We start from the raw sequence: 24,459 nt of genomic DNA, 5'->3' as shown, positions 1-24,459 counted from the left end.
TCGGGGGTCGCCCGCAGACCAACGGGAGCTCGCAGGCTTTTGGTCGAGTAGAAAGGTCGCGGGTTATCTGCGTACGAACTCCGACAGCTTCTCCGACAGCGTCCGATCCTCGCCCAGCTTCAGGTAGTAGGCGTCGCCGCCGTCCTCGTAGTAGCTGTCGATCCGGCGGATGTCCTCGAAGCCGATGTGACGGTAGAACGCCAGTGCGTCGTCGTTGGTCGCGCGGGCGTGGCAGCTGACCGAGTCGTGGTCCTCGGCGACGGCGGCGACGAGGCGCTCGCCGAACCCCTCGCCGCGGTAGTCGGGCGAGACGGCGAGAAACAGGATGTAGCCGTCCCGGCGGGCCGAGACGAATCCGGCGAGGTCGTCGTCGACGAACAGCAGTCGGCAGTCCGCGCGGCGATAGGCGTCCCTGAAGAAGCTCCGGCGCTGCTTCAGTACGCCCTCCTCCCGGCGGATCTGCTCCTTCAGTTGCCACGCCGCGGACTCGTGGGTGGCGTCGCCCCGCGGGTCCCGGCGCGTCTCGACGGTCGCGCTCACGCTTGGCGGCAGTAGTCGTGACGGGGATTTAACTCCGTCGTCGGTAGGGGGTGGAAACCGGGGGAGTACGGCGGACCGACGCGGCCGGCCGACGCCGCGACGCGGTCGGTCGGCGTCGCCCGACGGAGCGCGCGGCAGGTCACGCGCCGGCGGTGGTTCTCACACGTCGACGGCATCGAGTTCCGTGCTCGCGGCACGGAGGCCGCGAGCGGTCACGCGCCGTCGACGGTTAGAACACGCTGTCGGCGGTGGCGGCCCCGACGACCGCGAAGACGGCGCCGATGCTCACCGCCTTGGCGGTCTGGTAGCTGTCCGCGCCGAACGCCTCCGGCGCGGCGAAACTGAACGCCAGCGCGAGCACCGAGCCGAAGGAAACCACCATCAGCGTCAGGAACCGATACGGGATGCCGGCGACCTCCGTCTCGTCGTCGGCATCGCGGTCGCTGTCGGCGCGGTAGAGTGCCCCCAGCCGATGGCGAACACCATCGTCACCGTCACCGCCCACTGAGCGGGGCCCATCACTCCCGCCAGCACCCAGACCTCCTCGGTCACGACGAACGGCCCCGCGAGCAGGAAGCCGCCGACGATCTGCTGGGCCACGTCGGCCGGCCGGAACTGGCGGTTGAACAGCCGCCGAAACAGCCGCCGCGCGAAACTGGTCATAGTTCCGCGACGCCGTCCGGCGCCTTTACTCCGACGGCTTTCGAGGGTCGACGATCACCGCCGGCGCCGACCGAGTCACCCGGTAGACGGCGACCCGGACGGTCAGAAGATGTTCGCCTGCCGGTACACCGAGATCCCCTCGTTGGTGATCTCGTAGGGCTTCGTCTCGCGGGAGTGGTTCGCGTCCCGGATCTTCTGGATCTCGACGGCGAGTCGGGTCTCCCGGAAGTCCGAGGGGCGCACGTACTGGAGGATGAACACCGCGTCGACGAGGTACTCGATGATCCCGTACCGCGAGGTGTAGGCGTCGTCGCTGCTGGCCTCTGAGGTGAGCATCGTCGTCACGCCCGCCCGCTTGAGCGAGCGCGCGAAGTCGAACACCTCCGATCGGCGCTGGGCCGGGTGGTCGTACATCATCTCCAGCAGCGACACCGAGTCGAGCACGAGTCGGTCGGCGTTGAACTCCTCGACCAGCCGCGAGATGTCGTTCCGGATCGACGACAGCGAGTTCGCCATCTCGATCGGGTCCATCGAGACGATGGCGAGGCGGCCCTCGTCGCGCCACTGGCGGAACGGCCAGCCCTTCTCCTCGGCAGTCGAGAGGATCGCCTCTCGGGACTCCTCCAGCGTGATGTAGATCCCCCGCCCTTCGTCCTCGAGCGCCTCGGTCAGGAACTGGAGGCCGAACGTGGTCTTCCCGGTCCCGGCGGAACTGATTGCCACCATCAGCGAGCGCTGGGGGACGCCGCCGAGGATCATCTCGTCCAGCCCCTCGATGCCGACGTTGATGCGATCGATGTCGGAGTCGAGCTCGGCGTCCTCGAACGACTCCTGCCCGCCGCCGAAGTCGCTGCTGTCGCCGAACCCGCCGTCGTCGCCGCCGAACCCACCGCCGCCGAATCCGCCCGACGCGTCGTCGGTTCCCTGCTCGGCAGCTCCGGCCTCCTCGCCGAACCCGGGGGCATCACCGAACGGGTCTGTCTGGTCCGTCCGCTCGCGGCTGCCGGCGACGCCGCCGAATGGATCGGACTCCGTGCCGATCCCTCCGCCCCGACTGTCGCCGTCGAACGGGTCGCTTTCGGGCCCCGCACCGCTCTCGCCGCTCTCGCCGAAGGGGCCCGACACCGAGCTCTCCTCCGGCGGTTCGTCGTCCGGCGCCTCGTCGCCGTCCGGCGCTTCGGTCGCTGCCCCGTCGTCGGTCGGCCCCTCGTCGCCGTCCGGCGCTTCGGTCGCTGCCCCGTCGTCGGTCGGCCCCTCGTCGCCGTCCGGCGCTTCGGTCGCTGCCCCGTCGTCGGTCGGCCCCTCGTCGGTTGCGTCCGACGGGCTCTCGTCGTCCGACTCCTCCTCGGACGCCGTCTCGGCCTCGCGCATCGCGCGCTCGAACCAGTCTTCCTCCTCGTCGTCGCTCATGTGGGCGTGTCCACCCCCCGAGGCGGCCGGTCATTATCGAACACTCGGCGCGCCCGCAAATGAAGGTTGTCCGTGGCGTGGCGTATCCGCGCGCTTTTGACGGCGGGGTTGGAACCGCGACCCATGCTGGTCGGTATCGTCGCGAGGCGAGGCAACAGGCGGGCGTCGTTCCTGGCGGCGGACATCCGTGACCGTCTCCAGAACGCCGATGTGGAGGTGTGGCTGGACGAAGCCACGGCCGAGGCGCACGAGCAGTCGGGCCATCCGGTGTCGGCGATGGACGCGTGTGATCTCGTCGTCGCGATCGGCGGCGACGGGACGTTCCTGTTCGCGGCCCGCGGCGTCGGCGACACGCCGATCGTCGGCATCAATCTGGGTGAGGTGGGCTTCCTCAACGCGATCGGGCCGGAGGAGGCGGTCGAGGCCGTGCTGAACGAGGTCGAGGCGCTCCGCGCCGGGGAGCTCACGGTTCGGGAGGCGCCCCGGCTGGTCGCCGAGGGCGACGACTGGGTGAGCCCCGCCGCCGTGAACGAGATCGTGCTGCAGGGTGCCCAGCGTGGCCCAGCCGGCGGGATCGACCTCGAGACCCGAGTCGACGGCTCGCTGTTCTCCTCCGGCCGGGCCGACGGCGTCCTCGCGGCGACGCCGACGGGGTCGACCGCGTACAACCTCTCGGAGGGCGGGCCGCTGGTTCATCCCGAGGCCGAGGCGGTGGTCCTGAACGAGATGTGTGCCGAGTCGGGGATGCCGCCGCTCGCGGTGGGACTCGATAGCGAGATAACGGTTCGACTCGCGGGCGCACCGGAGGCGCACGTGATCGTCGATGGCCGCGTGACACGGAGCCCGGAGCCGCCGACGACGGTGACGATCCGGACCGCCGACACGCCGATCCGGCTGGCCGGACCGGACACGGAGTTCTTCGAGGCGCTCAACAAGCTCGAGTAGCGAGCAGCGCCGCGCGTTCAGCCCCAGTTCTCCTCGCGCGTCGGGCGATCAGAGAGCGCGGCCACGTCGACGCCCGCCAACGAGCCGTCGGCCTCCGCGCCGGCTTCGAGCGCTGCGAGCGCCGCGCGGGCCGACGCCTCCGTCGAGAGGTAGGGGATCTCCTCGTCGACGGCCGTCCTGAGGCTGTCTCGCTCCGTCGACAGCAGGAAGTCGACGCGGCCCTCCTTGAGCGCCGCGTCGAGGTCGTCGGGGTCGATCGCGTCGAGATACTCCGTGAACTCGTCGATCACGGCCGCGGGCCAGTCGCCGTCGACCGCGAGCGTGCCGGACTCGGGGATCTCGTTGTCGGCGGCGATCTGTGCCTTCCCGTAGGCCGCGCCGAAGCTGTCGGCGGTGCCCATCACTTCGCCGGTGGACTTCATCTCCGGGCCGAGACGCGGGTCCGAGTCCGGCAGGCGGTCGAACGGCAGCACGACCTCCTTCACGCTCGGCTGTTCGGGGATCTGCTCGGCGGCGTCGATCTCGGCCAGCGACTCGCCGGCCATCGCGCGGGCGGCGAGCTTGGCGATCGGGACGCCCGTCGCCTTCGAGACGAACGGGACGGTGCGCGAGGAGCGCGGGTTCGCTTCGAGCACGTAGACGGTCGGCCCGTCGTCGCCCTCCTGCACCGCCAGCTGGACGTTCAGCAGGCCGACCGTCGAGAGCGACTCGGCGATCTCCTCGACGACCTCGCGGACGCGGGTCAGCGTCTCGTCGTCGAGCGAGCGCGGGGGATCACGCAGGCGGAGTCGCCCGAGTGGACGCCCGCGCTCTCGACGTGTTCCATCACGCCGCCGATCAGCACGTCCTCGCCGTCGCTGACGGCGTCGACGTCCAGCTCCACGGCGTCCTCGAGGAACGAGTCGACCAGGATCGGTTTCTCGGGGAGACGCGGACGGCCTCCTCGACGTACTCACAGAGCTCGTCGTCGCTGTGGACGACCTCCATCGCGCGCCCGCCGAGCACGTAGGAGGGGCGGACGAGCACGGGGTAGCCGATCTCGTGGGCGAGATCGAGCGCCTCGGCCTCGCTGGTCGCCGAGCCGCCGGCCGGCTGCTCGATCCCGCGCTCGGCCAGCAGGCGGTTGAAGCGGTCGCGGTCCTCCGCGAGGTCCATCGCGTCGACGCCGGTGCCGAGGATCTCACAGTCGAGCCCGCGGCGGTCGAGCTCCGCCTCCAGCGGCTCGCCCACGTCGACGGAGGTCTGCCCACCGAACTGGACCATCACGCCGTCGGCGTCGGTCGCCTCGATCGCGTCGGCGATCTCCTCGGCCGTGATCGGCTCGAAGAACAGCCCGTCGGAGGTGTCGTAGTCCGTCGACACCGTCTCGGGGTTGTTGTTCACCACGTGGGCGTCGATGCCCAGTTCCTCCAGCGCACGGACCGCGTGCACCGCACAGTAGTCGAACTCGACGCCCTGCCCGATGCGGATCGGGCCGCCGCCGACGACCACGACGCTCTCGACGTCGGTGTCGATCTGCAGTTCGCTCGCCGCGCCCGGATCGTCGAACAGTTCGGGGCGGCGCGCGGAGTAGTAGTACGGCGTCGACGCCGCGAACTCGCCCGCGCAGGTGTCGACCTGCTTGAACGAGCGATCCGGCGTCTCGCTCGCGATCTCTTGGGGCGTCGCCGGCACCGTCTCGCCCCCGTCAGCGGCTGCCGGCGCGCCGTCGGCGACGGCCGGCTCGGAGGCCGGCAGCCAGGACGCGTGCGTGTCCGGGAACTCGCCGCCGGCGATGGCGGCGATCTCGTTGTCGGTGAACCCCACCTCGGCGGCCGCAGTGTAGTCGCCGTCGGCCGCCTCGATCGCCGCGTCGGCGACGTGCTTGAAGCGCTCGACGTACCAGTCCTCGATCCCGGTGAGATCGGCGACCTCCTCGACGGAGAAGCCGCGGACGAACGCCTCGAGCATCGCGTAGGGGCGATCGGGGCTCGGCCTGACGAGGTACGACTCCGCGAGTTCGTCGTCGTCGACCGCGGTCCAGTCGACCGCCGGGTCGTACTCGGAGCTCCGGAGCGCCTTCAGCAGGCTCTCCTCGAACGTGCGGCCGATCGACATCGCCTCCCCGGTCGACTTCATCGCCGTCGAGAGCGTGAAGTCGGTCTCGGGGAACTTATCGAGGGGCCAGCGCGGCACCTTGGTGACGACGTAGTCGATCGCGGGCTCGAAGGCGGCGGTCGTCTCGCCGGTGATCTCGTTGTCGATCTCGTGGAGGCGCTTGCCCAGCGCGACCTTCGCGGTGACGCGGGCGATCGGGTAGCCCGTCGCCTTCGACGCCAGCGCCGAGGAGCGGGAGACGCGGGGGTTCACTTCGACGACGCGGTACTCGCCGCCGGGCGTGCCGTCGTCGCGCCAGGCGAACTGGATGTTACAGCCGCCCTGAATCCCCAGATCGCGGATCACTTCGAGCGCCGCGTCGCGCATCTCCTGGTGGCCGTCGTCGGGGATCACCTGCGAGGGCGTGACGACCGTCGACTCGCCGGTGTGGATCCCCATCGGGTCGAGGTTCTCCATGTTGCAGATGATGATGCAGGAGTCGCCGGCGTCGCGCATCACCTCGTACTCGAGTTCGACCCAGCCCGAGATCGACTCGGTGAGGAGCACCTCGTCGTTACGTGAGAGGCGCAGTCCCTTGCGCGTGCGCTCGAGCAGTTCGTCCATCTCGCCGACGACGCCGGATCCTGAGCCACCCAGCGTGTACGTCGTGCGGGCGATCACCGGGAGGCCACCGACGGCCTCGACGCCAGCCTCGACGCGCTCACGCAGGGCGGCCTCGTCGAGCTCCGTCGCCGACTCGTCCTCGTCGAGGGTGATCGTCGTCGATTTCGGAACGGGCTGGCCCAGATCCTCCATCCGCTTGCGGAACAGATCGCGGTCCTCGGTGGCGTAGATCGTGTCCAGCGGCGTCCCCATGATCTCCACGTCGTGCTCCTCGAGGACGCCCTGTTCGGCGAGTTCGGCGGTGACGTTCAGCCCGGTCTGGCCGCCCAAGCCGGCGATGACGCCGTCCGGGTTCTCCTTCCGGATCACCTCGGCGATGGCGTCAGGCGTGATCGGCTCGACGTACACCCGGTCGGCCGTCTCGGGGTCGGTCATGATCGTCGCCGGGTTTGAGTTGACGAGCACCACTTCGGCGCCCTCCTCCTGCAGCGCGCGGCAGGCCTGCGCGCCGGAGTAGTCGAACTCCGCGGCCTGCCCGATCTGGATCGGGCCGCTCCCGATCAGCAGGATCGTCCGGTCGGCGCCCGTGTCGCCGCCGTCTGTGACTGGTTCCGGGGCGTTCGTCGCTCCGTCGTCACTGCCGGTATCCGTCATTACCCCATCGGAATACGCGTATCGTAATAAGCTCGGCGAATAGCTACGAGTTCCGAAGCAGGTTTACGAATTTCGTAACCACCGGTCCGGATCCTCCACTCACGTGTGTAACTCGGCGGCCGAACGCGACCGCGGGATAGTGGTACTTTTAGCCCCGGGCCGTCGCGTAGTACGTATATACCCGTCCGACGCGTCGTTCCCGTCTGTCAGCGGGAATCGACAGTACCCGTTCGCAGTCGGGGACCCATCATGACCGACACCGACCTCTCGAACGTCGTCCTCGTCACGGTCGACTCGCTCCGTGCCGACGCGCTCGGCGCCTACGACGACGACCGCCACACGCCCGTGCTCGACGACCTGGCCGACCGGGGGACGACGTTCGACCGCGCGTTCGCTACCGGCAACTGGACACCCTTCTCGTTCCCGTCGATCCTGTCCTCGCGGCCCGTGTTCGCCGACAACGGGCGTATCGGCGTCGAGGACGCGACGACGCTCGCGGAGGCGCTCTCGGCGGCGGGGTTCGCCACGGCGGGGTTCAACGCCGCCAACGGCTTTCTCACCTCCCACTGGGGGTACGACGACGGCTTCGACGAGTTCGAACCGTTCGTCGCCAGCGTGGGGTCGAGCATCTACAGCAAGTATCTCGCCACCCACCCGACCGTCGAGGCGTGGCTCCAGTTGGCCACCTCGCCCGTGCGGCGGTTCGGCTCGTGGCTCCGCGGCGGCACCGACGAGCGTCCGTTCCTGGACACCTCGCGGATGTTCGACGTGGAACACGCCGCGACCGACTTCATCGAGGACACGGAGGAGCCGTTCTTCCTCTGGATCCACTACATGGACGCCCACACGCCCTACGTCCCGGCGCCGCGGTACATCCGCGAAGTGTCCGACGGCCTGCTCGGCACCCACCGGATGATCCACGCCCACACGCGGACTGGGCTGGGTTGGAACGTCGGCGACCGGACGCTGCGGGATCTCCGCACGCTGTACCAGGCGGTGGTCCGACAGGTCGACGCCAGCGTCGGCCGCGTGCTCGACTCCCTGGAGGCCGCGGGCGTCGACGACGAGACGGCGGTCGTCGTCGCCGGCGACCACGGCGAGGAGTTCCAGGAGCACGGTCACCTCGCACACTACCCCAAGCTGTACGACGAACTGATCAACGTCCCCTGATCGTCGACGTCCCCGGCGCCGACGGCGCGCGGATCGAGGGGCAGGTCGGCCTCGACGCGATTCCCCCGACCGTGACCGACCTGCTCGGCGTCGACGTGCCGGCGGCCTGGACCGGGTCGAGCGTCGCCCCGAGCGTGCTCGACGGCGAGGAGCCGGCGGACGAGCCCGTCGTCTCCGTGACGGTCCGCGGTGAGGAGGTGACCAGCCAGCCCATCCCGCGATCGCTCGACGACGGCGACCTGTTGGTGAGCGTCCGGGGCCGCGACTGGACCTACGTCGAGAACGTCACGGCCGACGACGCCGGCGATGCCGAGGCGACCGAGCTCTACCACCGTCCCGACGACCCGACCCAGCAGACGAATCTGGCGACGGATCCGACCCCGAGCAGGCGGACGTGATGGCCGAGTTCGCTCCCATCGTCGACGCCCACGCCGACCTGCTGCGTGCCGCCGCCGAGGCGGACACCGCGGCCGGGCCCGAGGAGGACGGCGTCGACGCGGACCTGGAGAACCGACTCGAGGCGCTGGGTTACCGCTAGATGATTCGCTCGTTTCTCCGCAGCCTCCTGAGCGGCCCGCTCGCCGTTCGACTCAGGCGCTACGTCATCGTCGGCGCGACGACGGCCGGCGTGCAGATGCTGCTGCTCTGGCTGTTCGTCGACTCCGGCGGCGTGAACTACCTCCTGGGCGCGACCGTCGCGATCGAGATCACGATCGTCATGACGTACGTGCTCAACAACGCCTGGACGTTCGCGGCGATGCAGAACACCGGCTGGTCGGAGTACCTCACCGGGCTGGTGAAGACGAACGTCGTGCGCGGGACGGCCATTCCGATCCAGTTGGCGGTGCTGTACGCGCTGGTCGACTGGCTGGGGATTCAGTACCTGCTGGCGAACGCGGCCGGGATCCTCATCAGCGGCGTCTACCGCTACTTCTTCGACGCGAAGTGGACGTGGGGACGGACCTGAGAGTCGGTCGAGCCGCCAGCAACTCCTCGTCGCGCTTCGCTGGAGTTAACGTCCGCAGGCTACTCGTCCCAGTATGAGCAACTATCACGTCGTGATGGAGGCTGCGTGGCTCGTGCGAGACGTCGAAGATATCGACGACGCCATCGGCGTCGCCGTCTCGGAGTCGGGCCGCCGACTCAACGAGGCGGACAAGGAGTACGTCGACGTCGAGGTCGGCCTGACCGACTGCCCGGCCTGTGGCGAGCCGTTCGACTCCGCGTTCATCGCCGCCGGCACCGCGCTGGTGGGCCTCGTCCTGGAGATCGACATCTTCAACGCCGAGAACGAGGAGCACGCCACCCGCATCGCCAAAAGCGAGGTCGGTGGCGCGCTCCGTGACGTGCCCCTCGAAGTCATCCAGACGATCGAGACCGAAGCGGACGACGAACAGGCCGCGGAGTAAGCCGGCCACGGCTGGCGACCGCCTGCGCGTCCCGTCGCGCAGTCTCGGAGCGCCTCGCCGTGGTCGTGTGGCGCCGAAAACTGCGCGCTCGCTGCCGAGTGTTCTTCCGAAACGCTTTCAAATTACCCGTAGTTATTCCCCCGCATGGAGCTGCCGACACCCGAGGACCTACGCGAGCGGCGGAACGCGGTCGGGCTGACCCAGTCCGCGCTGGCGGAGCGGGCGGACGTGTCCCAGCCGCTGATCGCCCGCGTCGAGAACGACGACGTGGACCCGCGGCTCTCGACGCTCCGGCGCATCGTCGAAGCGCTCGACGAGGCCGAGGGCGAGGTCGTCCGCGCGGTGGACCTGATGCACGAGGACGTCGTCAACGTCGGGCCGGACGACTCGGTCACCGACGCCGTGGAGCTGATGGACGAGGAGGCGTACTCACAGCTGCCGGTGATCCAGAACGGCGTCCCCGTGGGCTCGATCTCCCAGTCCGACGTGGTCCACGCCGGCGAGAACGTCGGCGACCTGCCCGTCGCCGAGGTGATGAGCGAGTCGTTCCCGACCGTCGGCGCCGACGCGACCGTCGACGAGGTCCGGAACCTGCTCGACCACTACAAGGCCGTGATCGTCACCGACGGCGGCGAGGCGGTGGGGATCATCACGGAAGCCGACATCGCAAGCCACCTCTCCTAGCGCGGCGATCGCCGCGAGAAACAGCGCTTCGAGCGCGCTACAGTTCCAGCCCGCGAATCGCCACGCCCTCGCCCGCCTCGACGTGGCCGATCACGCGCCCTCCCGTCGCTTCCGCCAGCGATTCGGCCACGTCCGGATCCAGCGCCGCGACGAAGCCGGTGCCCATGTTGAACGTCCGGTGCATCTCCTCGTCGCTCACGTCGCCGAGGTCCTGGACGAAGTCGAACACCGGCTGGGCCGGCCACGGGTCGTCGATCTCGTAGTGGAAGTCGCCCAGCCGTTCGAGGTTGGTCCAGCCGCCGCCGGTCACGTGCGCGGCGGCGCGGACGCCGTGCTCGCGCATGGGGTCCAGCAGGTCCGTGTACAGCCGGGTCGGCTCCAGCAGCGCGTCGCCGACGGCGTCGTAGCGCTCGCCGGGGTAGGGGTCGGTGTACTGGTACTCCCGGGTGACGGCTTCGCGCGCGAGGGTGAGGCCGTTGGAGTGGATCCCGGAGGACGCCCAGCCGACGAGCGCGTCGCCAGGTTCGGCGCTTCCCTCGAACACCGCGTCCTTCCGGGCCAGCCCCGCGCAGGTGCCCGCGAGGTCGAGCCCCTTCACGACCTCCGGCATCACCGCCGTCTCGCCGCCGACGAGTTCGAGATCCGCGGCGTCGGCGCCCGCGGCGAGCCCCTCGCCGATCTGCTCGGCGAACGTCTCGTCGGGCTCGTCGACCGCGAGGTAGTCGACGAACGCGACGGGGCGCACGCCCGCGGCGACGAGGTCGTTGGCGTTCATCGCGATGCAGTCGATGCCGACGGTGGAGTAGTCGGCCATCGCCTCGGCGACGAGCAGTTTCGTCCCGACGCCGTCGGTCGCCAGCGCGAGGTAGCGGTCGCCGATATCCAGCAGTCCCGCGTAGTCGCTGTCGGTGCCCTCGCCCGCGGCGCCCGCGGCGCCCACGAGCGCGGCCGTGGCGGCCTCGCTGTCGGCGATATCGACCCCTGCGTCCGAGTACGTCAGCCCCTCCTCCTCGGTCATGGCTGAAGCGGCGGGAGGGCCGCGCAAAAGTCCTCCGCTCCGCCGCGCACGCGAACCGGTCAGAAGCCGACGCCCAGCACGAACACCACGTACACCGTCACCGCGATGCTCGGCAGGGCGACGCCGAGCCAGACCGTCTTGCTCCAGCCGACCACGGTCTTCCCGTCGAGCGCGCCGATCGGGATCATGTTGAACGCCGCGAGGAACAGGTTCACCGCGAGCCCGCGACCGCCCAGCAGCTCCAGGAGGCCGATGCCGGCGACGCCCCCGGCGATCCAGAGCGGCACGAACACGACCGCGAGCACCAGATTGACGGCGGGGCCGGCGAGCGCGATCAGCCCGTGCTGGCGCTCGGTCAGCCGGCCGCGGTGGTGGACCGCGCCCGGCGCCGCGAAGATGAACCCGAGGAACGCGCTCATGATCGCCAGAAACAGCATGTTGTACTCAGCGCGGAACGCGGCGACGTTGCCGTACCGAACCGCCATCACCTTGTGCCCGAGTTCGTGGAGGAGGAACCCCACGCCGGCGGTCAGCAGCGAGACGACCAGCGCGACCGCGAACGCCGTTGGACTCCCCGTCACGAGAGCGATCGCTCGCTGCCCGCCGCCGGCGAAGAAGATCGCGAACGCGACGCCGAGGGCGAGCCACGCGATCAGCAGGTCCTGAATCTCCTGGGCCGAGAACCGCAGCGAGGGGTCGGGCTCGAACCGGCCGCCGCCCGCTCCGCCACGGCCGCCACCGGGTGTGCTCACGCGAGCCACCCCCAGATGGTTCGGGCGCTGTTCTGTGCGCCATCGATCAGGAGCTGTGGCACCGCGCCCACGCCGCCGATGTCGCCGAAGAACGGCGGCAGGACGTACAGCGCGAACAGGAACGAGGCGACGAAGCTCCCGACGTTGGTCAGCGCGACGATCATGATGAGCTTGAACAGCGGCACGTCGAACATCCGGTCGATCAGCTCCAGCAGCGGCGTCTCCTGGTCGTCGAGCATCGCGTTCAGCGTCTCGATGTCGCCGACGTTCACGGTGGTGTACCGGAGTTCGACGTAGCCGGCGAACCAGCCGGGCGCGAGCAGCGGGTTCACCGAGGTGAGCCACGCGACCGAGCCGCCGACCAGCGCCGACGGCCAGTGGGCGCCGACCAGTCGGGCCAGCCCCGCCGCGAACACGCCGTTGACGACGAACCACGCCGCGAACAGCTCCAGCAGGAACCGGTCCTCGACGCCCGCCATCGCCAGCAGCACGAAGAACGCGACGAACGCGCCGGTGATGGCGACGGCCGCGATCTTCCCCCACGGTAGGAGGCGCTCCCGTTGTCCCGTGAGCGACTCCCGCGGCGGCAGTCGCTCGGGGTGGGCGAGGTACTCCTCGATTCCCGCGCGGTGGCCGGCGCCGACGATCGCGACCACATCCTTCCCCTGGGCGCGCAGCTCGAGCAGGTTGTGCGCGATGAACGCGTCGCGCTCGTCGATCAGCGCCTCGGCACCGCCGGGGGAGAACTGCCGGAACTCCTCCATCATCGCCGTCACCACGTCGGTGTCGGTGAGGTCGTCCGGGTCGAGTAGCTCCTCCATCTCCTCGTCGGCCGGCTCGCCGCCCTCGCCGAGGAGGCTCATCGCGCCCGCGACGGCGACGCCGACGGCCAGCCCCGCGGCGAGCCCCAGCGTCATCGACCCCACGGCGCTGATCACGAAGTCGCCGAGGTACCCCGTGACCAGCGCGTCGGTCAGCCCGAGGCCGACGCCGGCGAGGGTACCGACGGCGAACCCGCCGCCGCCGGCGACCGCGAGCGCCAGCGCGTCGTCCTCGAGCGTGCGGAACGAGACCTCCGCGAGCACGTACGCCGAAAGCAGGCCCACCAGCGCGCTCCCGGTGAGCCCGACCAGCAGCGACTCCGTAATTCCGACGGCGCCGCCGAAAACGCCCAGCAGCGGGCCCAGGACGACCCCGACCAACAGCCCGAACACGACGCCGGCGATCCGCGGGTCGGTGACGCCGAACGCGAGCGATCCGACGACCTGGAGCTTCTCGAACAAGCCCATCCGCGACCAGAACCGCCGGATCGTCTCCTGGATGTCCCGGTCGACCAGCGCGACCTCGATGCCGAGGTCCTCCGCCGTCTCGACGGCTGCGAGCATCTCTGCACCGGGCTGGATGTCGAAGCGGTCGCCCAGCCGCGCCTGCACGTACGAGAGCATCCAGTACGCGAGGAACTGGAAGACGGTGTTGCCCTCGAGCAGGTCGCCAGCGGAGAGATCCTCGGGCTCCCCGCCGCGCATCTGGTTGTAGCGCCCCTCGTCCAACTCGACGGCGACGGCGTCCGGACGCTCCGTCTCGATGGTCTCCTCGACCTCCCGGACGCTCTCGGCGGAGACGTGCGCGGTCCCCACGACCTGCACGCTCCCCTCCGACTCACTCATTGAGCACGGTTCGGCGCTGCCGGGCCTTTACCGTGACGAAGCGCGGTGGCCCCTCCCGAACCGTTTTTCCCCTCTGCCGCCGCGTGCTCTGTCGTGTTCGAGAACCGCGCGACCCACGCCCGATCACCCGCCCACGAGGTCGCGCTCGACTGTCTCGCCGCCGGCATCCGCGGCGCCGATCCCGAGCGCGCGACCCGTGAGGCGCTCGCCCTGACTGGGGCCGACCTCGAGATCGCCACGGGCGAGCGATCGCTCCTCGACCTCTCGGCGTTCGACCGCGTGCTCGTCGTCGGCGGCGGGAAGGCCGCGCCGGGGGTGGTCCGCGCGCTCGAGGCCCGCCTCGGCGACCGGATCTCGGACGGCGTGATCGTCGTCCCCGCCGACGACCCTGCGGTCGGCGAGTCGATCGGCGCCGTCGCCGTCGCGGCCGGCGGACACCCCGTTCCGACCGCCGACGGCGCCGACGCGACCGATCGACTGCTCGATCTCGCCGAGTCGGCCGACGAGTCCACGCTCGTGCTCTCGGTCGTCACCGGCGGCGCGAGCGCCCTCCTCGCCTCGCCGGCTGGTGATCTCTCCGTCGACGACCTCCGCGACGTTACCCGCGCACTACTCGACGCCGGCGCGGACATCGAGGCGCTCAACGCCGTCCGCAAGCACTGCTCGCGAGTCAAGGGTGGCCGGCTCGCCGCGGCCGCGGCGCCGGCGACGGTTCTCACCCTCGCCGTGAGCGACGTGGCCGGCGACCCGCCCTCGGTGATCGGGTCCGGGCCGACCGCGCCGGACGCGACCACCTACGACGACGCGCTCGACGTGCTCTCGCGGTACGCGGTCGCGGCGCCGGCGGTTCGCGAGCACCTGGAAGCCGGCGCCGCTGGTGAGCGGCCGGAGACCCCCGGCCCGGCCGACCCCGCGGTCGCCGAGGTTCCCACCCACGTCGTCGCCGGCGCGCGAACGGCCATCGACGCCGCCGCGGCCGCGGCCGAGGAACGCGGCTACGAGCCCTGTGTGCTCTCCTCGCGGGTTCGCGGTGGGGCGCGCGCGGCGGCGCCGACTCACGTCGCGGTCGCGGAGGAGGCGGCGGCCGCTGGGGATCCCGTCGACCCACCCGCAGTCGTTCTCTCCGGCGGGGAGACGACCGTCGACGTGCAGGGCGACGGCGCGGGCGGCCCGAACACGGAGTTCGCGCTCGCCGCGGCGTGCTCGCTGGCGTCCGGCGTCGACAACGCGGCCGAGGCGGTGGTCGTCGCCGCCGTCGACACCGACGGTCGGGACGGCGCCACCGACGCCGCGGGCGGGCTGGTCGACGCCGGGACGGTGACGGATCGAGCGACGGCCCGCGACGCGCTCGCGCGCAACGACTCCCTCGGCTATCTCGACGATCAGGAGGCGGCGCTGGTGACCGGCCCGACGGGGACGAACGTGAACGATCTCCGGGTGCTGGTCGTGCCCGGGCAGCGCGACTGAGCGCGACGTGACGACGGCGGCGCAACGTACCGACGTGAACGCCGGTCGAACTGGAAGGGGATAGAGTTTCAACCACCCGTGTAAAACGAAAAGCTGCATGGTCGACATACTGCCCTCCACCCCGGACGCCGACCCCGACCCGGACCCTCGGGTGCTCGGCGTCGACAGCGACGAGGCGGGCGAGACCCTCGCCGCGCTCTCCTCGGACACCGCTCGGGGCATGCTGCGCGAGTTCCACGACGAACCGGCCACCCCCTCAGGTATCGCCGATCGGTTGGATCTCTCGCTGCAGAACGCCCAGTACCACATCGGCAACCTCGAGGAGGCCGGCCTGATCGAACCGGTCGACACGGTGTACTCGGAGAAAGGCCGCGAGATGACGGTGTACGGTCCGGCCGACGCGCCGCTGATCGTCTACGCCGGCACCGAGGACGACACGACCGGCCTGAAAGCCGCGCTCTCACGACTCATCGGCGCCGTCGCGGCGCTGGGGATGATGAGCATCCTCGTGCAGGCGTATCTCGGCGAGCTGTCGCTCCCGTTCGCGGGGACCGGCGGCGCCGACGACTACGACACCGGCGCAAATCAGGCTGCGACCCAGACCCCAACGGAGACCGAGGGCGGCATCGGGATCGCCCAGACCACCTCGACCCCCGAGCCCACGGCGACGGCGATGGCCGACACCGTCCGAACCGCGGAGGACGCGCTGGCGCTCCCGCCGGGGGTGCTGTTCTTCCTCGGCGGGCTGGCGATGCTGCTCGGTATCGGTGCCGTCTGGTGGCTGAGAAACCGGTGAGCCCGGTTCAGAGATACGGCGGGCGTTCGGGCTCGTCCGACTCCGCGGCTGCCTCCGCCTCAGACTCGATCGTCCCGCCGTCGGCCGCGCCGACGGCCGACTCCGCATCGGCGCCGTTGCCCCGACTGGCAGCAGCCAGTTCGGCGGGCAGATCGACCGGTCTGTCCTCGCTATCGGCGTCGGGGCTGTACATCGGCGGCGCGTCGTCCTCGACCGTCGGCCCCGTATCGCTGGGCTCCGAGTTCGGATCGTAGGAGAGTAGCGCGGTCACCGCGAGCACGGCGAGCGCGACCGGCTGATCGGTCGCCAGCACGCCGAGAACGTCGACCGCGAGCATCCCCAGCGCGACGGCGCTCCCGAATCGGAACCGGTCGATATCGACCGCGCCCTGAAGCTGCGGGGCGCTGAGGGCGACGCCGAGCGCGAACGCGATCCCCGTGCCGGCGGCGGCCGCGGCGGGCAGCAGCGTCGACAGTTCGAAACTCGTCGTCAACTCGGCGCCCGAGGGGCGGTAGCTGGCGACGATCCCCAGTGCGACGATCGCACCGGGACCCGGGAGGTACGTGCCGACTTCCGCGCTCGCGGTCTTGGCGGCGATCGCGAGAATCACCAGCCCGGCGAACCGCTGGAACACGTCCGGATCGAACATCGAGTACAGCGTCTGGGCGAACGCCGCCTCGACGACGGCGAGCGGGATGAGGCCGACGCCGATCAGGAGGACTGACGTGGCTTTCTCGACGGGGCTCCCCTCCATCTCGGCGAGGACCACCGCGACCGTAGCGGAGCCGCCGAAGATGAGCAGTCCGGTCTGGAGCACGCCCCACGGGTCCATCCCGCCCGTGTCGGTCGTCAGGGCACCGGCGACGACGAGGGCGGGGAAGATACCGTCGACGAGCGGGAGCCCCATCACCGTCGCCAGCAGCTTCGTGGCGCCGCCGACGCGCTGTTCGAGGCGTAACGCGATCGGATGGTCTGAGACGCTCACGACTAGCTCGCGGCCTCACCCGTGGCCAAACGGTGGTGTTCTCCCGAGTCCGGATAGCCGCGACGGCCGTCAAATCCTGCAAATGTCGGGAAAAGACATCGAACTGTTCGCCACATCGGTTTCGGCTGGTCGACGGCGCTGTTGGGCGACTGGCCGACGATGCGCGATGCGGCGAGACTGTCGACGTCCATACACAGTAGTTCCGCCGATAAGCCGATAAACGTTGCGTGAGAGAGAGCCCCATAACCACGGCCAGATTATCGGTGAAACTGGACAAAAGTCGAAGAACCATCGGGAGATATACGCAGGAACTGAAGAAACGTCGATCGGGGCCCCGAACGCGACGGACGAGGCTGTCACTCGGCCCGTCCCGCCAGGATAGTGTGCGCATCATGGCCACACGGTTCCCCGACTCGGAACGTTTTTGGGGCGAGCCTCACCACCGACAACATGGCGAGTAACGGGTCGGAACCCTTCTCAGAGAAGCTTCGAGTGCCGGAGGCGCTGACGTTCGACGACGTGCTCCTGCGGCCGATGGAGAGTCGTGTCGAACCGGACGCCGCGGACGTATCCACGCGCGTCTCGACCAACGTCGAACTCCAGATTCCCATCCTCTCGGCGGCGATGGACACGGTCACCGAGGCCGAGATGGCTATCGGGATGGCTCGCGAGGGCGGGCTGGGCGTGCTCCACCGCAGCATGGACACCGCGGAGATGGAGGCCCAGATCGCTCAGGTCAAGCGCGCCGACGAGCTGGTGATCCGCCGGGAGAACGTCGTCACTGCCGCGCCAGAGCAGACGGTCAACGACGTGGACGCGATGATGGAACACGAGGGCGTCTCGGGTGCCCCGGTCGTCGACGACGAGGACCGAGTGCTGGGGATCATCTCCGGCACGGACATCCGCCCGTACCTCGAGGTCGGCGAGAGCGACGAGGTGCGCGAGGCGATGACCGACGAGGTCGTCACCGCGAGCGAGGACGTGAGCGCGCGTGACGCGCTCGAACTCATGTACGACCACAAGATCGAGCGCGTCCCCATCGTCGACGACGAGGAGCACCTCGTCGGCCTGGTGACGATGCAGGGGATCCTCGCACGCCGCGAGAACGAGAACGCGGCTCGCGACGCGGACGGCCGCCTGCGCGTCGGCGCCGCGGTCGGTCCCTTCGAGGACGAGCGCGCCGTCGCCGCCGACGAGGCCGGCGCCGACGTGCTGTTCATCGACTGCGCCCACGCACACAACCTCAACGTGCTCGACTCCGCACGGGCCATCACCGAGACCGTCGACGCCGACGTGGTGCTCGGCAACGTCGGCACCCGGGCGGCCGCGGAGGCCGCCGTCGACTTCGCCGACGGCCTCAAGGTCGGGATCGGGCCGGGGAGCATCTGTACCACCCGGGTCGTCTCCGGCGCGGGGATGCCCCAGATCACGGCCGTCGCCGAGGTGGCCGACGTGGCGAGCCAGCACGACGTGCCCGTGATCGCCGACGGGGGGATTCGCTACTCCGGCGACGCGATCAAGGCCATCGCCGCCGGCGCCGACGCGGTGATGCTCGGCTCCTACTTCGCCGGCACCGACGAGGCGCCCGGCCGCGTCATCACGATGAACGGCAAGAAGTACAAGCAGTACCGCGGGATGGGGAGCGTCGGTGCGATGCAGTCCGGCGGCGGCGAGCGCTACCTCAAAGAGGAGAACGACGAGGAGTACGTGCCCGAGGGCGTCGAGGCGGCGACTCCCTACACCGGGACGCTGGCCTCCGAGCTCCACCAGCTCGTCGGCGGGATGCAGTCCGGGATGGGGTACGTCGGCGCCGAGAGCATCCCCGAGTTCAAGGAGCGCTCGGAGTTCATCCGGGTCTCCTCGGCCGGCCAGACCGAGGGCCACCCCCACGACGTGATGATCACGGACGAAGCGCCCAACTACAGCCCCAACGAGTAACCACGCGCGGCCGTTTTCGGGCTCGCGAGTCCGGAAGGGGTATTTTGATATAGCCGGCCACACGTTTTCATCCATAGCAACCCTTCCCTTCAGATGAGTAACGATCGACCTCTCGTGCTCGTGGTCGAGGACGAGGCAGACCTGGCAGATCTCTACGCCGCGTGGCTTGGCGACAGCTACCGCGTTCGAACCGCCTACGGCGGCCGCGAGGCGCTCGACAACCTCGACGCTGAGGTCGACATCGTGCTGCTCGATCGCCGGATGCCCGGGCTCTCTGGCGACGACGTGCTGGACGTGATCCAGGATCGCGGCCTCGACTGTCAGGTCGCGATGGTGACGGCCGTCGAACCCGACTTCGACGTGCTCGGGATGGGGTTCGACGACTACCTCGTCAAGCCGGTTGCTCGGGACGAACTCCTCGAGACCGTCGAAAACCTGAACCGCCGGGGGACGTACGACTCGGGGGTCCAAGAGCTGTTCTCGCTGGCGTCGAAGAAAGCCCTCCTCGAAGCCGAAAAGACCGACGCCGAACTCGACGAGAACGAGGAGTACGGCAAACTCACCGACCGCCTCGAACGGCTCCGCGAGGAGCTCGACACCACGATCGACGAGATGGGGTCGGACGACGAGTTCGAGACGCTGTTCCGGGAGTTCGACGACGCCGACGGCCAGTTCGACGACGCGGAGCGCGACGACCCCTTCACCGACGAGTCGGAGGACGACCCCTTCGGCGGCGTCCAGGAGTAGTTACAGATCAACGTCGGTGCCGACGTTCTCCGCGATCGCTCGCTCGAACAGCGCCGTCGCCGCCGCGGCGTCGAGCACGGCCGACCCCACCGACGCGACGACCAGTATTTCCTCCTCCGAGTTCCGGCCGGCTGCTCCTTCGAACACCGCGGAGAGCGGCGTGAACGCCGTCGCGTCGCGGTCGGGGAAATCGCCCGTTTCGGCGACTTCCTCGGGCACATCGCCGAACAGCTGTCCCGCCCGCGAAACCGTCGTCGCGTCGAGTTCGCGCATCTCGGCGGTGTAGGCGCCGACGGCGACGACGAGCGTCCCGTCGGCGAGCGCGTCGCCCGGGAACACTGGCTCGGTCGCGGTGGTCGCCGTCACGACGACCTCGGCGTTCGAGACGGCCGCGCGCGGCGAGTCGACCGCCTCGGCGTCGATCCCCTCGGCCCGGAGATCGGCCGCACAGGCCGCCCGCGACTCGCTGGGCGAGTAGACGCGCGCCGATTCGACGCCACGTCCGGCCGCGATCGCGCGGGTCTGCCAGCGCGCCTGCGTGCCGGCGCCGACGACGCCGAGCCGGACCGGTCCGTCGCCGACTGCCAGTTCCCTCGCCGCCAGTCCGCCGATACAGCCCGTTCGGGCGTTGGTGATCCGCGTTCCCGCGAGCAGGCCGGTCGGCTCGCCGGTCCGTGCGTCGGTGACCGCGATCTGGGCCTGCACGGTCGGCAGCGCGCGATCGGCGTTGCCCTCGTGGACGCTCGCCAACTTCGTCACGTACCGTTCGTCGCCGTAAATGTACGCCGGCATCGTGAGTCCCGTCCCCAGCGGCTCGTCGTCGTCCAACCCTGCTCCCACTGGGAAATGCGGTCGGTCCGGGCGCTCGACCTCGCCGCGTCCCTGCTTGCGAAACGCCCGTTCGATCTCCGGCAGCAGTGCCGGGAGGTCGAGCAGGCCTGCCACGTCGTCGTTGGAGAGTACGCGCATACCTTCCCGTTCGGTGCGTGCGAGATAGTTCTTGGCCGAACGTTCAAAAGCGATCGCGCGACCAGTGCCGTCGACAGAACCGCGAGGGCGTCTGGGCGGGAGCACGACGCGCCCCTCGCGAGCGGCCCACGCGTCGTCTGTTCGCCAGTCGGTGCCTGCCGCCTGATGAGTCCACGTTGGCCGGCACAACGGTTTTCCCCCCACCCTGCCGAGAGACGCGCATGCGAGTCGTTGTCGTCGGTGGCGGGATCGTCGGTCTCGCGAGCGCGTCTGCGCTGGCCGACCGCGGGGCCGACGTGGTGCTCTGTGAGCGGGATAGCCTCGGCAGCGGGAGCACGGCACGCGCACTCGGCGGGATCCGGTGCCAGTTCTCGACGGCGGTCAACGTCGATCTCTCGCTGGCGAGCCGACCGGTCTGGGAGTCGTTCGCCGAGCGATTCGGCGTCGACATCGCCTTTCGGCAGACGGGCTACCTGATGCTCGCCCGGACCGCGGAGACCGCTGCCGGCCTCGAGCGCCAGGTCGACCTCCAGCACGAACGCGGCGCGGAAACGGCGCTGTTGGCGCCAGAGGAAGTGCCCGACTACTGCGGGGGTGTCGATCCCGAAACGGTCACGGCCGCGACGTACAACCCACGGGACGGGTTCGCGGACCCGTACCTCGCGCTCCAGGGGTTCGCAGACGCCGCACGCGAGGCGGGGGTCGACATCCGGACGAACACCGCCGTCACCGACGTTCGACGGACCGCCGGCCGCGTCGTCGGCGTCGACGTGGCGGGCGACGGCGCCCCCAGCGACGGCTCGATCGACGCCGACGCGGTGGTGAACGCCGCGGGGCCGTGGGCCGGCGAACTCGCGTCGATGGCGAGGATCGACACCCCGATCGAGCCCCAACGCCGGCAGGCGCTCGTCGTCGATCCCGAGCGCCCGGTGCCGGAGACCGACCCGCTCACGATCGACCTCGAGACGAGTTCGCACTTCCGCCCGGAGCGGGACGGCGCGGCGGTCGTGGGCGGCTACTTCGACGACGAGCCCGAGACGCCCGATCCGGACTCCTTCTCGGAGTCCTACGACGTGGCGTGGGCGGCCGAGACGGTCGAACGCGCCGGCGTCTACTGCGACTACTTCGGCGACGGGACGCGGCTCAAGCGCGGCTGGGCGGGGCTCTACGCGGTCACTCCGGACCACCACCCGATCGTCGAGGAGTCGATGCCCGGGTTCGTACAGGCAGTCGGTTTCTCGGGGCACGGCTTCCAGCACGCGCCTGCGACCGGACAGGTGATCGCGGAGCTGGTCCTCGACGGCGAGGCGTCGACGGTCGACGTTTCCGATCTCGGGAGCGACCGCTTCGAGCGGGACGACCTGCTCCACGAGCGAAACGTGGCTTGATTGCCCCCTGCGCCACACTCATCTTCCCCCCGCCCATGGGGATTGTCGATGACTGACACGGCGGCGCTCAAACGGCGCGTCCGGGAGGCGATCGACGACAACGACGAGGCGATTCTCTCGCTGGCGGCGTCGGTCCACAGCGAGCCGGAACTGGGGTACAAGGAGACCGAGACGACCCGAAAAGTCGCTGCGGAGTTCCGGGAGCTGGGGCTGGACGTGGAGACCGAACTCGCCGTCACCGGTGCGCGGGCACGAGCCGGTAGTGACGGATCGTCGGACGAGGATGCCGGTGCTGCGGACGAGGCGGACGACGAGTTCGTCTTCGCGCTCCTGGGCGAGCTCGACGCCCTCGTCAACCCCGGCCATCCGGCCGCGGATCCGGAGACCGGCGCCTGCCACGCCTGCGGCCACGAGGCACAGCTGGCCAACCTCGTCGGCGCGGCCTACGGGCTCGTCGCGTCGGGCGTCGTCGACGACCTCCCGGGAGCGGTGGAGTTCATCGCCGTCCCCGCCGAGGAGTACCTCGACCTGGAGTACCGCCGCGGCTTGCTCGACGACGGGGAGATCGAGTTCTTCGGCGGGAAGCAGGAGCTGATTCGCCGAGGCTACTTCGAGGACGTGGACTGTGCGGCGATGATCCACGCGGCGAGCGAGACGCCCGAGCGCGAGGTCACCAGCGACTTCTCCTCCAACGGGTTCGTCGGCAAGACCGTCCAGTACGACGGGCGTGAGTCCCACGCCGGCGGCGCACCCGAGGAGGGCGTCAACGCACTCAACGCCGCGATGGCGGGGATGAACGCCGTCAACGCCAACCGGGAGACGTTCCCCGACGAGGAGCACGTCCGGGTCCACCCGATCGTCACGAAGGGCGGCGACGGCGTCAACGTCGTTCCGGCGGACGTGCGCATGGAGTCGTACGTCCGGGCCAAAAGCGTCGACGCCATCGAGGACGCCAACGAGACGACTAACCGCGCGCTGGAGTCCGGCGCGATGGCCGTCGGCTCGAACGTGACGATCGAGGACTTCCCCGGCTACCTCCCGCTGCGGACCGACGAGACGCTCGTGGCGGCGTTCGACGCCAACGCTCGCGAGGTGATCGGCGAGGACGCGGTCCACGGCGAGCACCAGCACGTCACCGGGTCGACCGATATGGGCGACGTGAGCCAGATCGTTCCCGCGGTCCACCCCTGGACGGGCGGCTTCGAGGGCGCGGCCCACTCCACCGAGTTCGGCGCCGCCGACGAGGAGATGGCGTACCTCCTCCCCGCGAAGGTGACCGCGTCGATGGTCGTCGACGTGCTCGCCGATCCCGAGAAGCGCGCGGCGATCCGGGAGGCGAAAGCAGGGAAGCGCTCGACGGAGTCGTATCTCGAGATCGTTCGCGAGATGCGGAACACGCGGGAGGGGAACTACATGGACGCGTAACGGGCCCGCCGAAACGGCCTTCCGGTGAGCGGTCCAACTTCGTGTATGGTCGCGAAAGAATCCGAGTCCGAACTGGACCGTGGCGACGAGGCACCGCCGTTCTCCCTTCCAGGCATCGACGGCGGCACCCACTCCCTCGACAGCTTCCGTGACAGCGACGCGCTGTTGCTCGTCTTCTCCTGCAACCACTGCCCCTACGCACAGGCGAAGTTCGATCTGTTGAACGAGCTGGCCGCCGAGTACGACGACGCCGCTGTCGTCGGGATCAACCCCAACGATGCCGAGGAGTATCCGGAGGACAGCTTCGAGAAGATGCGGGCGTTCGTCGAGTCAGGCGAGATCGACTACGACGCCTACCTCCGCGACGAGAGCCAGACGGTTGCCGAGGCCTACGGCGCCACCTGTACCCCCGACCCGTTCCTCTTCCGCAAGGAAGGGGATTCGTGGACGCTTGCCTACCACGGCCGCCTCGACGACGCGCTCAACCCCGACGACGAGGCCTCGGAGATCTACATCCGCGACGCTATCGAGGCGGTGCTCGCCGGCGAAGCGGTCGACATCCCCGACCGGCCGTCGCGGGGCTGCAGCATCAAGTGGACGGAGGACTGAGCGTCGATCGGTGTGCGTTAGCTCTCGGCCTGTTCGCGGGCCTGCTCCAGCGCCTCGCGGGCGTTCTCGACGGCGGCAGGCTGTTTCGCCGGGTAGGCCTCGACCTTGGCTCGCAGCGTGATCCCCTCGCCGCGATCGACTTCTCCCTTGAACGCGTCCTGCTTGTCCAGTCGGAGGAAGAAGGCGCAGTTCTCGTCGACACGCTCGTCGAGCTCGTCCATCACGTCCTCGATGTCGGAGAGCTCGCTGAGCTGGCGGAGCACGTAGCGCACGTCGTCGGCGTTGTCGACGCGCGCGGAGAACACCACGATCCGGTCGCCGTGGTGGCCGCGGTTGACCGCGCGCTCGATCTCGTACTCCTCGGGCAGGAACCGACGGAGCGCCTGCTCGACGCGCTTCTCGTCCTCCGTGGCGTAGCAGAAGGTTCGCAGGTCGACGTAGTGAAACGGGACGCTCGGCATGGCTACTCGTAGGGTGGTCGCGCGCAAAAGGCTTCCTCGACGGGTCTCGCGGCCCGCCGAGT

23 protein-coding genes and 2 pseudogenes are annotated in these 24,459 nt (G+C 69.8%); 12 read left to right on the top strand and 13 right to left on the bottom strand.

The features are described from left to right. Nucleotides 1-63 precede the first annotated feature (63 nt). The 3 genes and pseudogenes from SY89_RS10745 to SY89_RS10735 form a co-directional block, all read right to left on the bottom strand. Nucleotides 64-540 (bottom strand): GNAT family N-acetyltransferase, encoded by a 477-nt coding sequence (locus SY89_RS10745; protein ID WP_054584214.1) that lies wholly within the window; start codon nt 538-540, stop codon nt 64-66. Between the two features lie 229 nt (nt 541-769). After that, a pseudogene (locus tag SY89_RS10740) lies at nt 770-1,203 on the bottom strand (DUF2391 domain-containing protein). A gap of 102 nt (nt 1,204-1,305) precedes the next feature. Further along, nucleotides 1,306-2,613 carry a KaiC domain-containing protein gene (locus tag SY89_RS10735; RefSeq protein WP_054584213.1) on the bottom strand — a complete coding sequence of 436 codons (1,308 nt, stop codon included), beginning with the start codon at nt 2,611-2,613 and terminating at the stop codon, nt 1,306-1,308. Nucleotides 2,614-2,736: 123 nt separating this feature from the next. Here SY89_RS10735 and SY89_RS10730 point away from each other — a divergent pair, with 123 nt between their 5' ends. Next, the gene (locus SY89_RS10730; RefSeq protein WP_054584212.1) at nt 2,737-3,558 is read left to right on the top strand and encodes an NAD(+)/NADH kinase; all 822 of its coding nucleotides are present in this window, start codon (nt 2,737-2,739) and stop codon (nt 3,556-3,558) included. Nucleotides 3,559-3,575: 17 nt separating this feature from the next. Here the strand turns inward: SY89_RS10730 and SY89_RS19665 are convergent, their stop codons facing one another. The 3 genes from SY89_RS19665 to carB are packed head-to-tail and all read right to left on the bottom strand — an operon-like array spanning nt 3,576 to nt 6,912. After that, nucleotides 3,576-4,274 (bottom strand): ATP-binding protein, encoded by a 699-nt coding sequence (locus SY89_RS19665; protein WP_394325752.1) that lies wholly within the window; start codon nt 4,272-4,274, stop codon nt 3,576-3,578. Between the two features lie 26 nt (nt 4,275-4,300). Continuing rightward, entirely contained in the window at nt 4,301-4,441 is a 141-nt protein-coding gene (locus SY89_RS19660; RefSeq protein WP_394325753.1) for a hypothetical protein, read from the bottom strand. Further along, complete coding sequence (carB, locus tag SY89_RS10725) at nt 4,396-6,912, bottom strand: carbamoyl-phosphate synthase large subunit (RefSeq protein WP_394325740.1); 2,517 nt, start codon at nt 6,910-6,912, stop codon at nt 4,396-4,398. The genes SY89_RS19660 and carB overlap by 46 nt, the downstream gene beginning before the upstream one ends. Before the next feature lie 249 nt (nt 6,913-7,161). Between carB and SY89_RS10720 the strand changes: the two are divergent. From SY89_RS10720 to SY89_RS10705, 4 genes and pseudogenes are all read left to right on the top strand, one after another. After that, nucleotides 7,162-8,620: pseudogene (locus SY89_RS10720) on the top strand (sulfatase). Then, nucleotides 8,621-9,049: a GtrA family protein gene (locus SY89_RS10715; protein ID WP_054584211.1), complete on the top strand. Its 429-nt coding sequence runs from the start codon at nt 8,621-8,623 to the stop codon at nt 9,047-9,049. Between the two features lie 73 nt (nt 9,050-9,122). Next, entirely contained in the window at nt 9,123-9,491 is a 369-nt protein-coding gene (locus tag SY89_RS10710) for a DUF555 domain-containing protein (protein ID WP_054584210.1), read from the top strand. A 144-nt stretch (nt 9,492-9,635) separates the two neighbouring features. Next, nucleotides 9,636-10,175 carry a CBS domain-containing protein gene (locus SY89_RS10705; RefSeq protein ID WP_054584209.1) on the top strand — a complete coding sequence of 180 codons (540 nt, stop codon included), beginning with the start codon at nt 9,636-9,638 and terminating at the stop codon, nt 10,173-10,175. A 37-nt stretch (nt 10,176-10,212) separates the two neighbouring features. Here the strand turns inward: SY89_RS10705 and purM are convergent, their stop codons facing one another. From purM to SY89_RS10690, 3 genes are read right to left on the bottom strand one after another with little or no spacing between them, the layout of a single operon-like run. Beyond that, nucleotides 10,213-11,193 (bottom strand): phosphoribosylformylglycinamidine cyclo-ligase, encoded by a 981-nt coding sequence (gene purM, locus SY89_RS10700; protein ID WP_054584208.1) that lies wholly within the window; start codon nt 11,191-11,193, stop codon nt 10,213-10,215. A 59-nt stretch (nt 11,194-11,252) separates the two neighbouring features. Then, entirely contained in the window at nt 11,253-11,945 is a 693-nt protein-coding gene (locus SY89_RS10695) for a zinc metalloprotease (protein WP_239685598.1), read from the bottom strand. Then, the gene (locus SY89_RS10690) at nt 11,942-13,612 is read right to left on the bottom strand and encodes a TraB/GumN family protein (RefSeq protein ID WP_054584207.1); all 1,671 of its coding nucleotides are present in this window, start codon (nt 13,610-13,612) and stop codon (nt 11,942-11,944) included. The genes SY89_RS10695 and SY89_RS10690 overlap by 4 nt, the downstream gene beginning before the upstream one ends. Nucleotides 13,613-13,705: 93 nt before the next feature. Here SY89_RS10690 and SY89_RS10685 point away from each other — a divergent pair, with 93 nt between their 5' ends. Continuing rightward, nucleotides 13,706-15,079 carry a glycerate kinase type-2 family protein gene (locus SY89_RS10685; RefSeq protein WP_054584206.1) on the top strand — a complete coding sequence of 458 codons (1,374 nt, stop codon included), beginning with the start codon at nt 13,706-13,708 and terminating at the stop codon, nt 15,077-15,079. Nucleotides 15,080-15,176: 97 nt separating this feature from the next. After that, nucleotides 15,177-15,875: an ArsR/SmtB family transcription factor gene (locus SY89_RS10680; protein ID WP_054584205.1), complete on the top strand. Its 699-nt coding sequence runs from the start codon at nt 15,177-15,179 to the stop codon at nt 15,873-15,875. A gap of 7 nt (nt 15,876-15,882) precedes the next feature. Here SY89_RS10680 and SY89_RS10675 read toward each other — a convergent pair whose 3' ends face one another. Beyond that, nucleotides 15,883-16,860 (bottom strand): DUF5794 domain-containing protein, encoded by a 978-nt coding sequence (locus SY89_RS10675; RefSeq protein WP_054584204.1) that lies wholly within the window; start codon nt 16,858-16,860, stop codon nt 15,883-15,885. Between the two features lie 2 nt (nt 16,861-16,862). Next, complete coding sequence (locus tag SY89_RS16605; RefSeq protein WP_144427189.1) at nt 16,863-17,051, bottom strand: hypothetical protein; 189 nt, start codon at nt 17,049-17,051, stop codon at nt 16,863-16,865. 259 nt (nt 17,052-17,310) lie between these two features. Here SY89_RS16605 and guaB point away from each other — a divergent pair, with 259 nt between their 5' ends. Further along, entirely contained in the window at nt 17,311-18,798 is a 1,488-nt protein-coding gene (gene guaB, locus SY89_RS10670) for an IMP dehydrogenase (protein ID WP_054584203.1), read from the top strand. 93 nt (nt 18,799-18,891) lie between these two features. Next, nucleotides 18,892-19,545 carry a HalX domain-containing protein gene (locus SY89_RS10665; RefSeq protein WP_054584202.1) on the top strand — a complete coding sequence of 218 codons (654 nt, stop codon included), beginning with the start codon at nt 18,892-18,894 and terminating at the stop codon, nt 19,543-19,545. On the opposite strand, the gene SY89_RS10660 is transcribed toward SY89_RS10665, so the two are convergent. After that, nucleotides 19,546-20,514 carry an ornithine cyclodeaminase family protein gene (locus SY89_RS10660; RefSeq protein ID WP_054584201.1) on the bottom strand — a complete coding sequence of 323 codons (969 nt, stop codon included), beginning with the start codon at nt 20,512-20,514 and terminating at the stop codon, nt 19,546-19,548. 221 nt (nt 20,515-20,735) lie between these two features. Here SY89_RS10660 and SY89_RS10655 point away from each other — a divergent pair, with 221 nt between their 5' ends. From SY89_RS10655 to SY89_RS10645, 3 genes are read left to right on the top strand one after another with little or no spacing between them, the layout of a single operon-like run. Continuing rightward, nucleotides 20,736-21,902 (top strand): NAD(P)/FAD-dependent oxidoreductase, encoded by a 1,167-nt coding sequence (locus SY89_RS10655; protein ID WP_054584200.1) that lies wholly within the window; start codon nt 20,736-20,738, stop codon nt 21,900-21,902. A 48-nt stretch (nt 21,903-21,950) separates the two neighbouring features. Further along, nucleotides 21,951-23,327: an amidohydrolase gene (locus tag SY89_RS10650; RefSeq protein ID WP_054584199.1), complete on the top strand. Its 1,377-nt coding sequence runs from the start codon at nt 21,951-21,953 to the stop codon at nt 23,325-23,327. A 45-nt stretch (nt 23,328-23,372) separates the two neighbouring features. Then, on the top strand, nt 23,373-23,936 hold the full coding sequence (locus SY89_RS10645) for a thioredoxin family protein (protein ID WP_054584198.1): 564 nt from the start codon (nt 23,373-23,375) through the stop codon (nt 23,934-23,936). Nucleotides 23,937-23,953: 17 nt separating this feature from the next. Here the strand turns inward: SY89_RS10645 and SY89_RS10640 are convergent, their stop codons facing one another. Next, nucleotides 23,954-24,397, bottom strand: coding sequence for an RNA-binding protein (locus tag SY89_RS10640; protein WP_054584197.1), 444 nt, complete (start codon nt 24,395-24,397; stop codon nt 23,954-23,956). Between the last annotated feature and the right edge of the window lie 62 nt (nt 24,398-24,459).

Origin of the sequence: Halolamina pelagica (assembly GCF_001307315.1) — an archaeon.
GTDB lineage: Archaea > Halobacteriota > Halobacteria > Halobacteriales > Haloferacaceae > Halolamina > Halolamina pelagica_B.
This window is presented reverse-complemented; position numbering and strand designations above follow the sequence as displayed.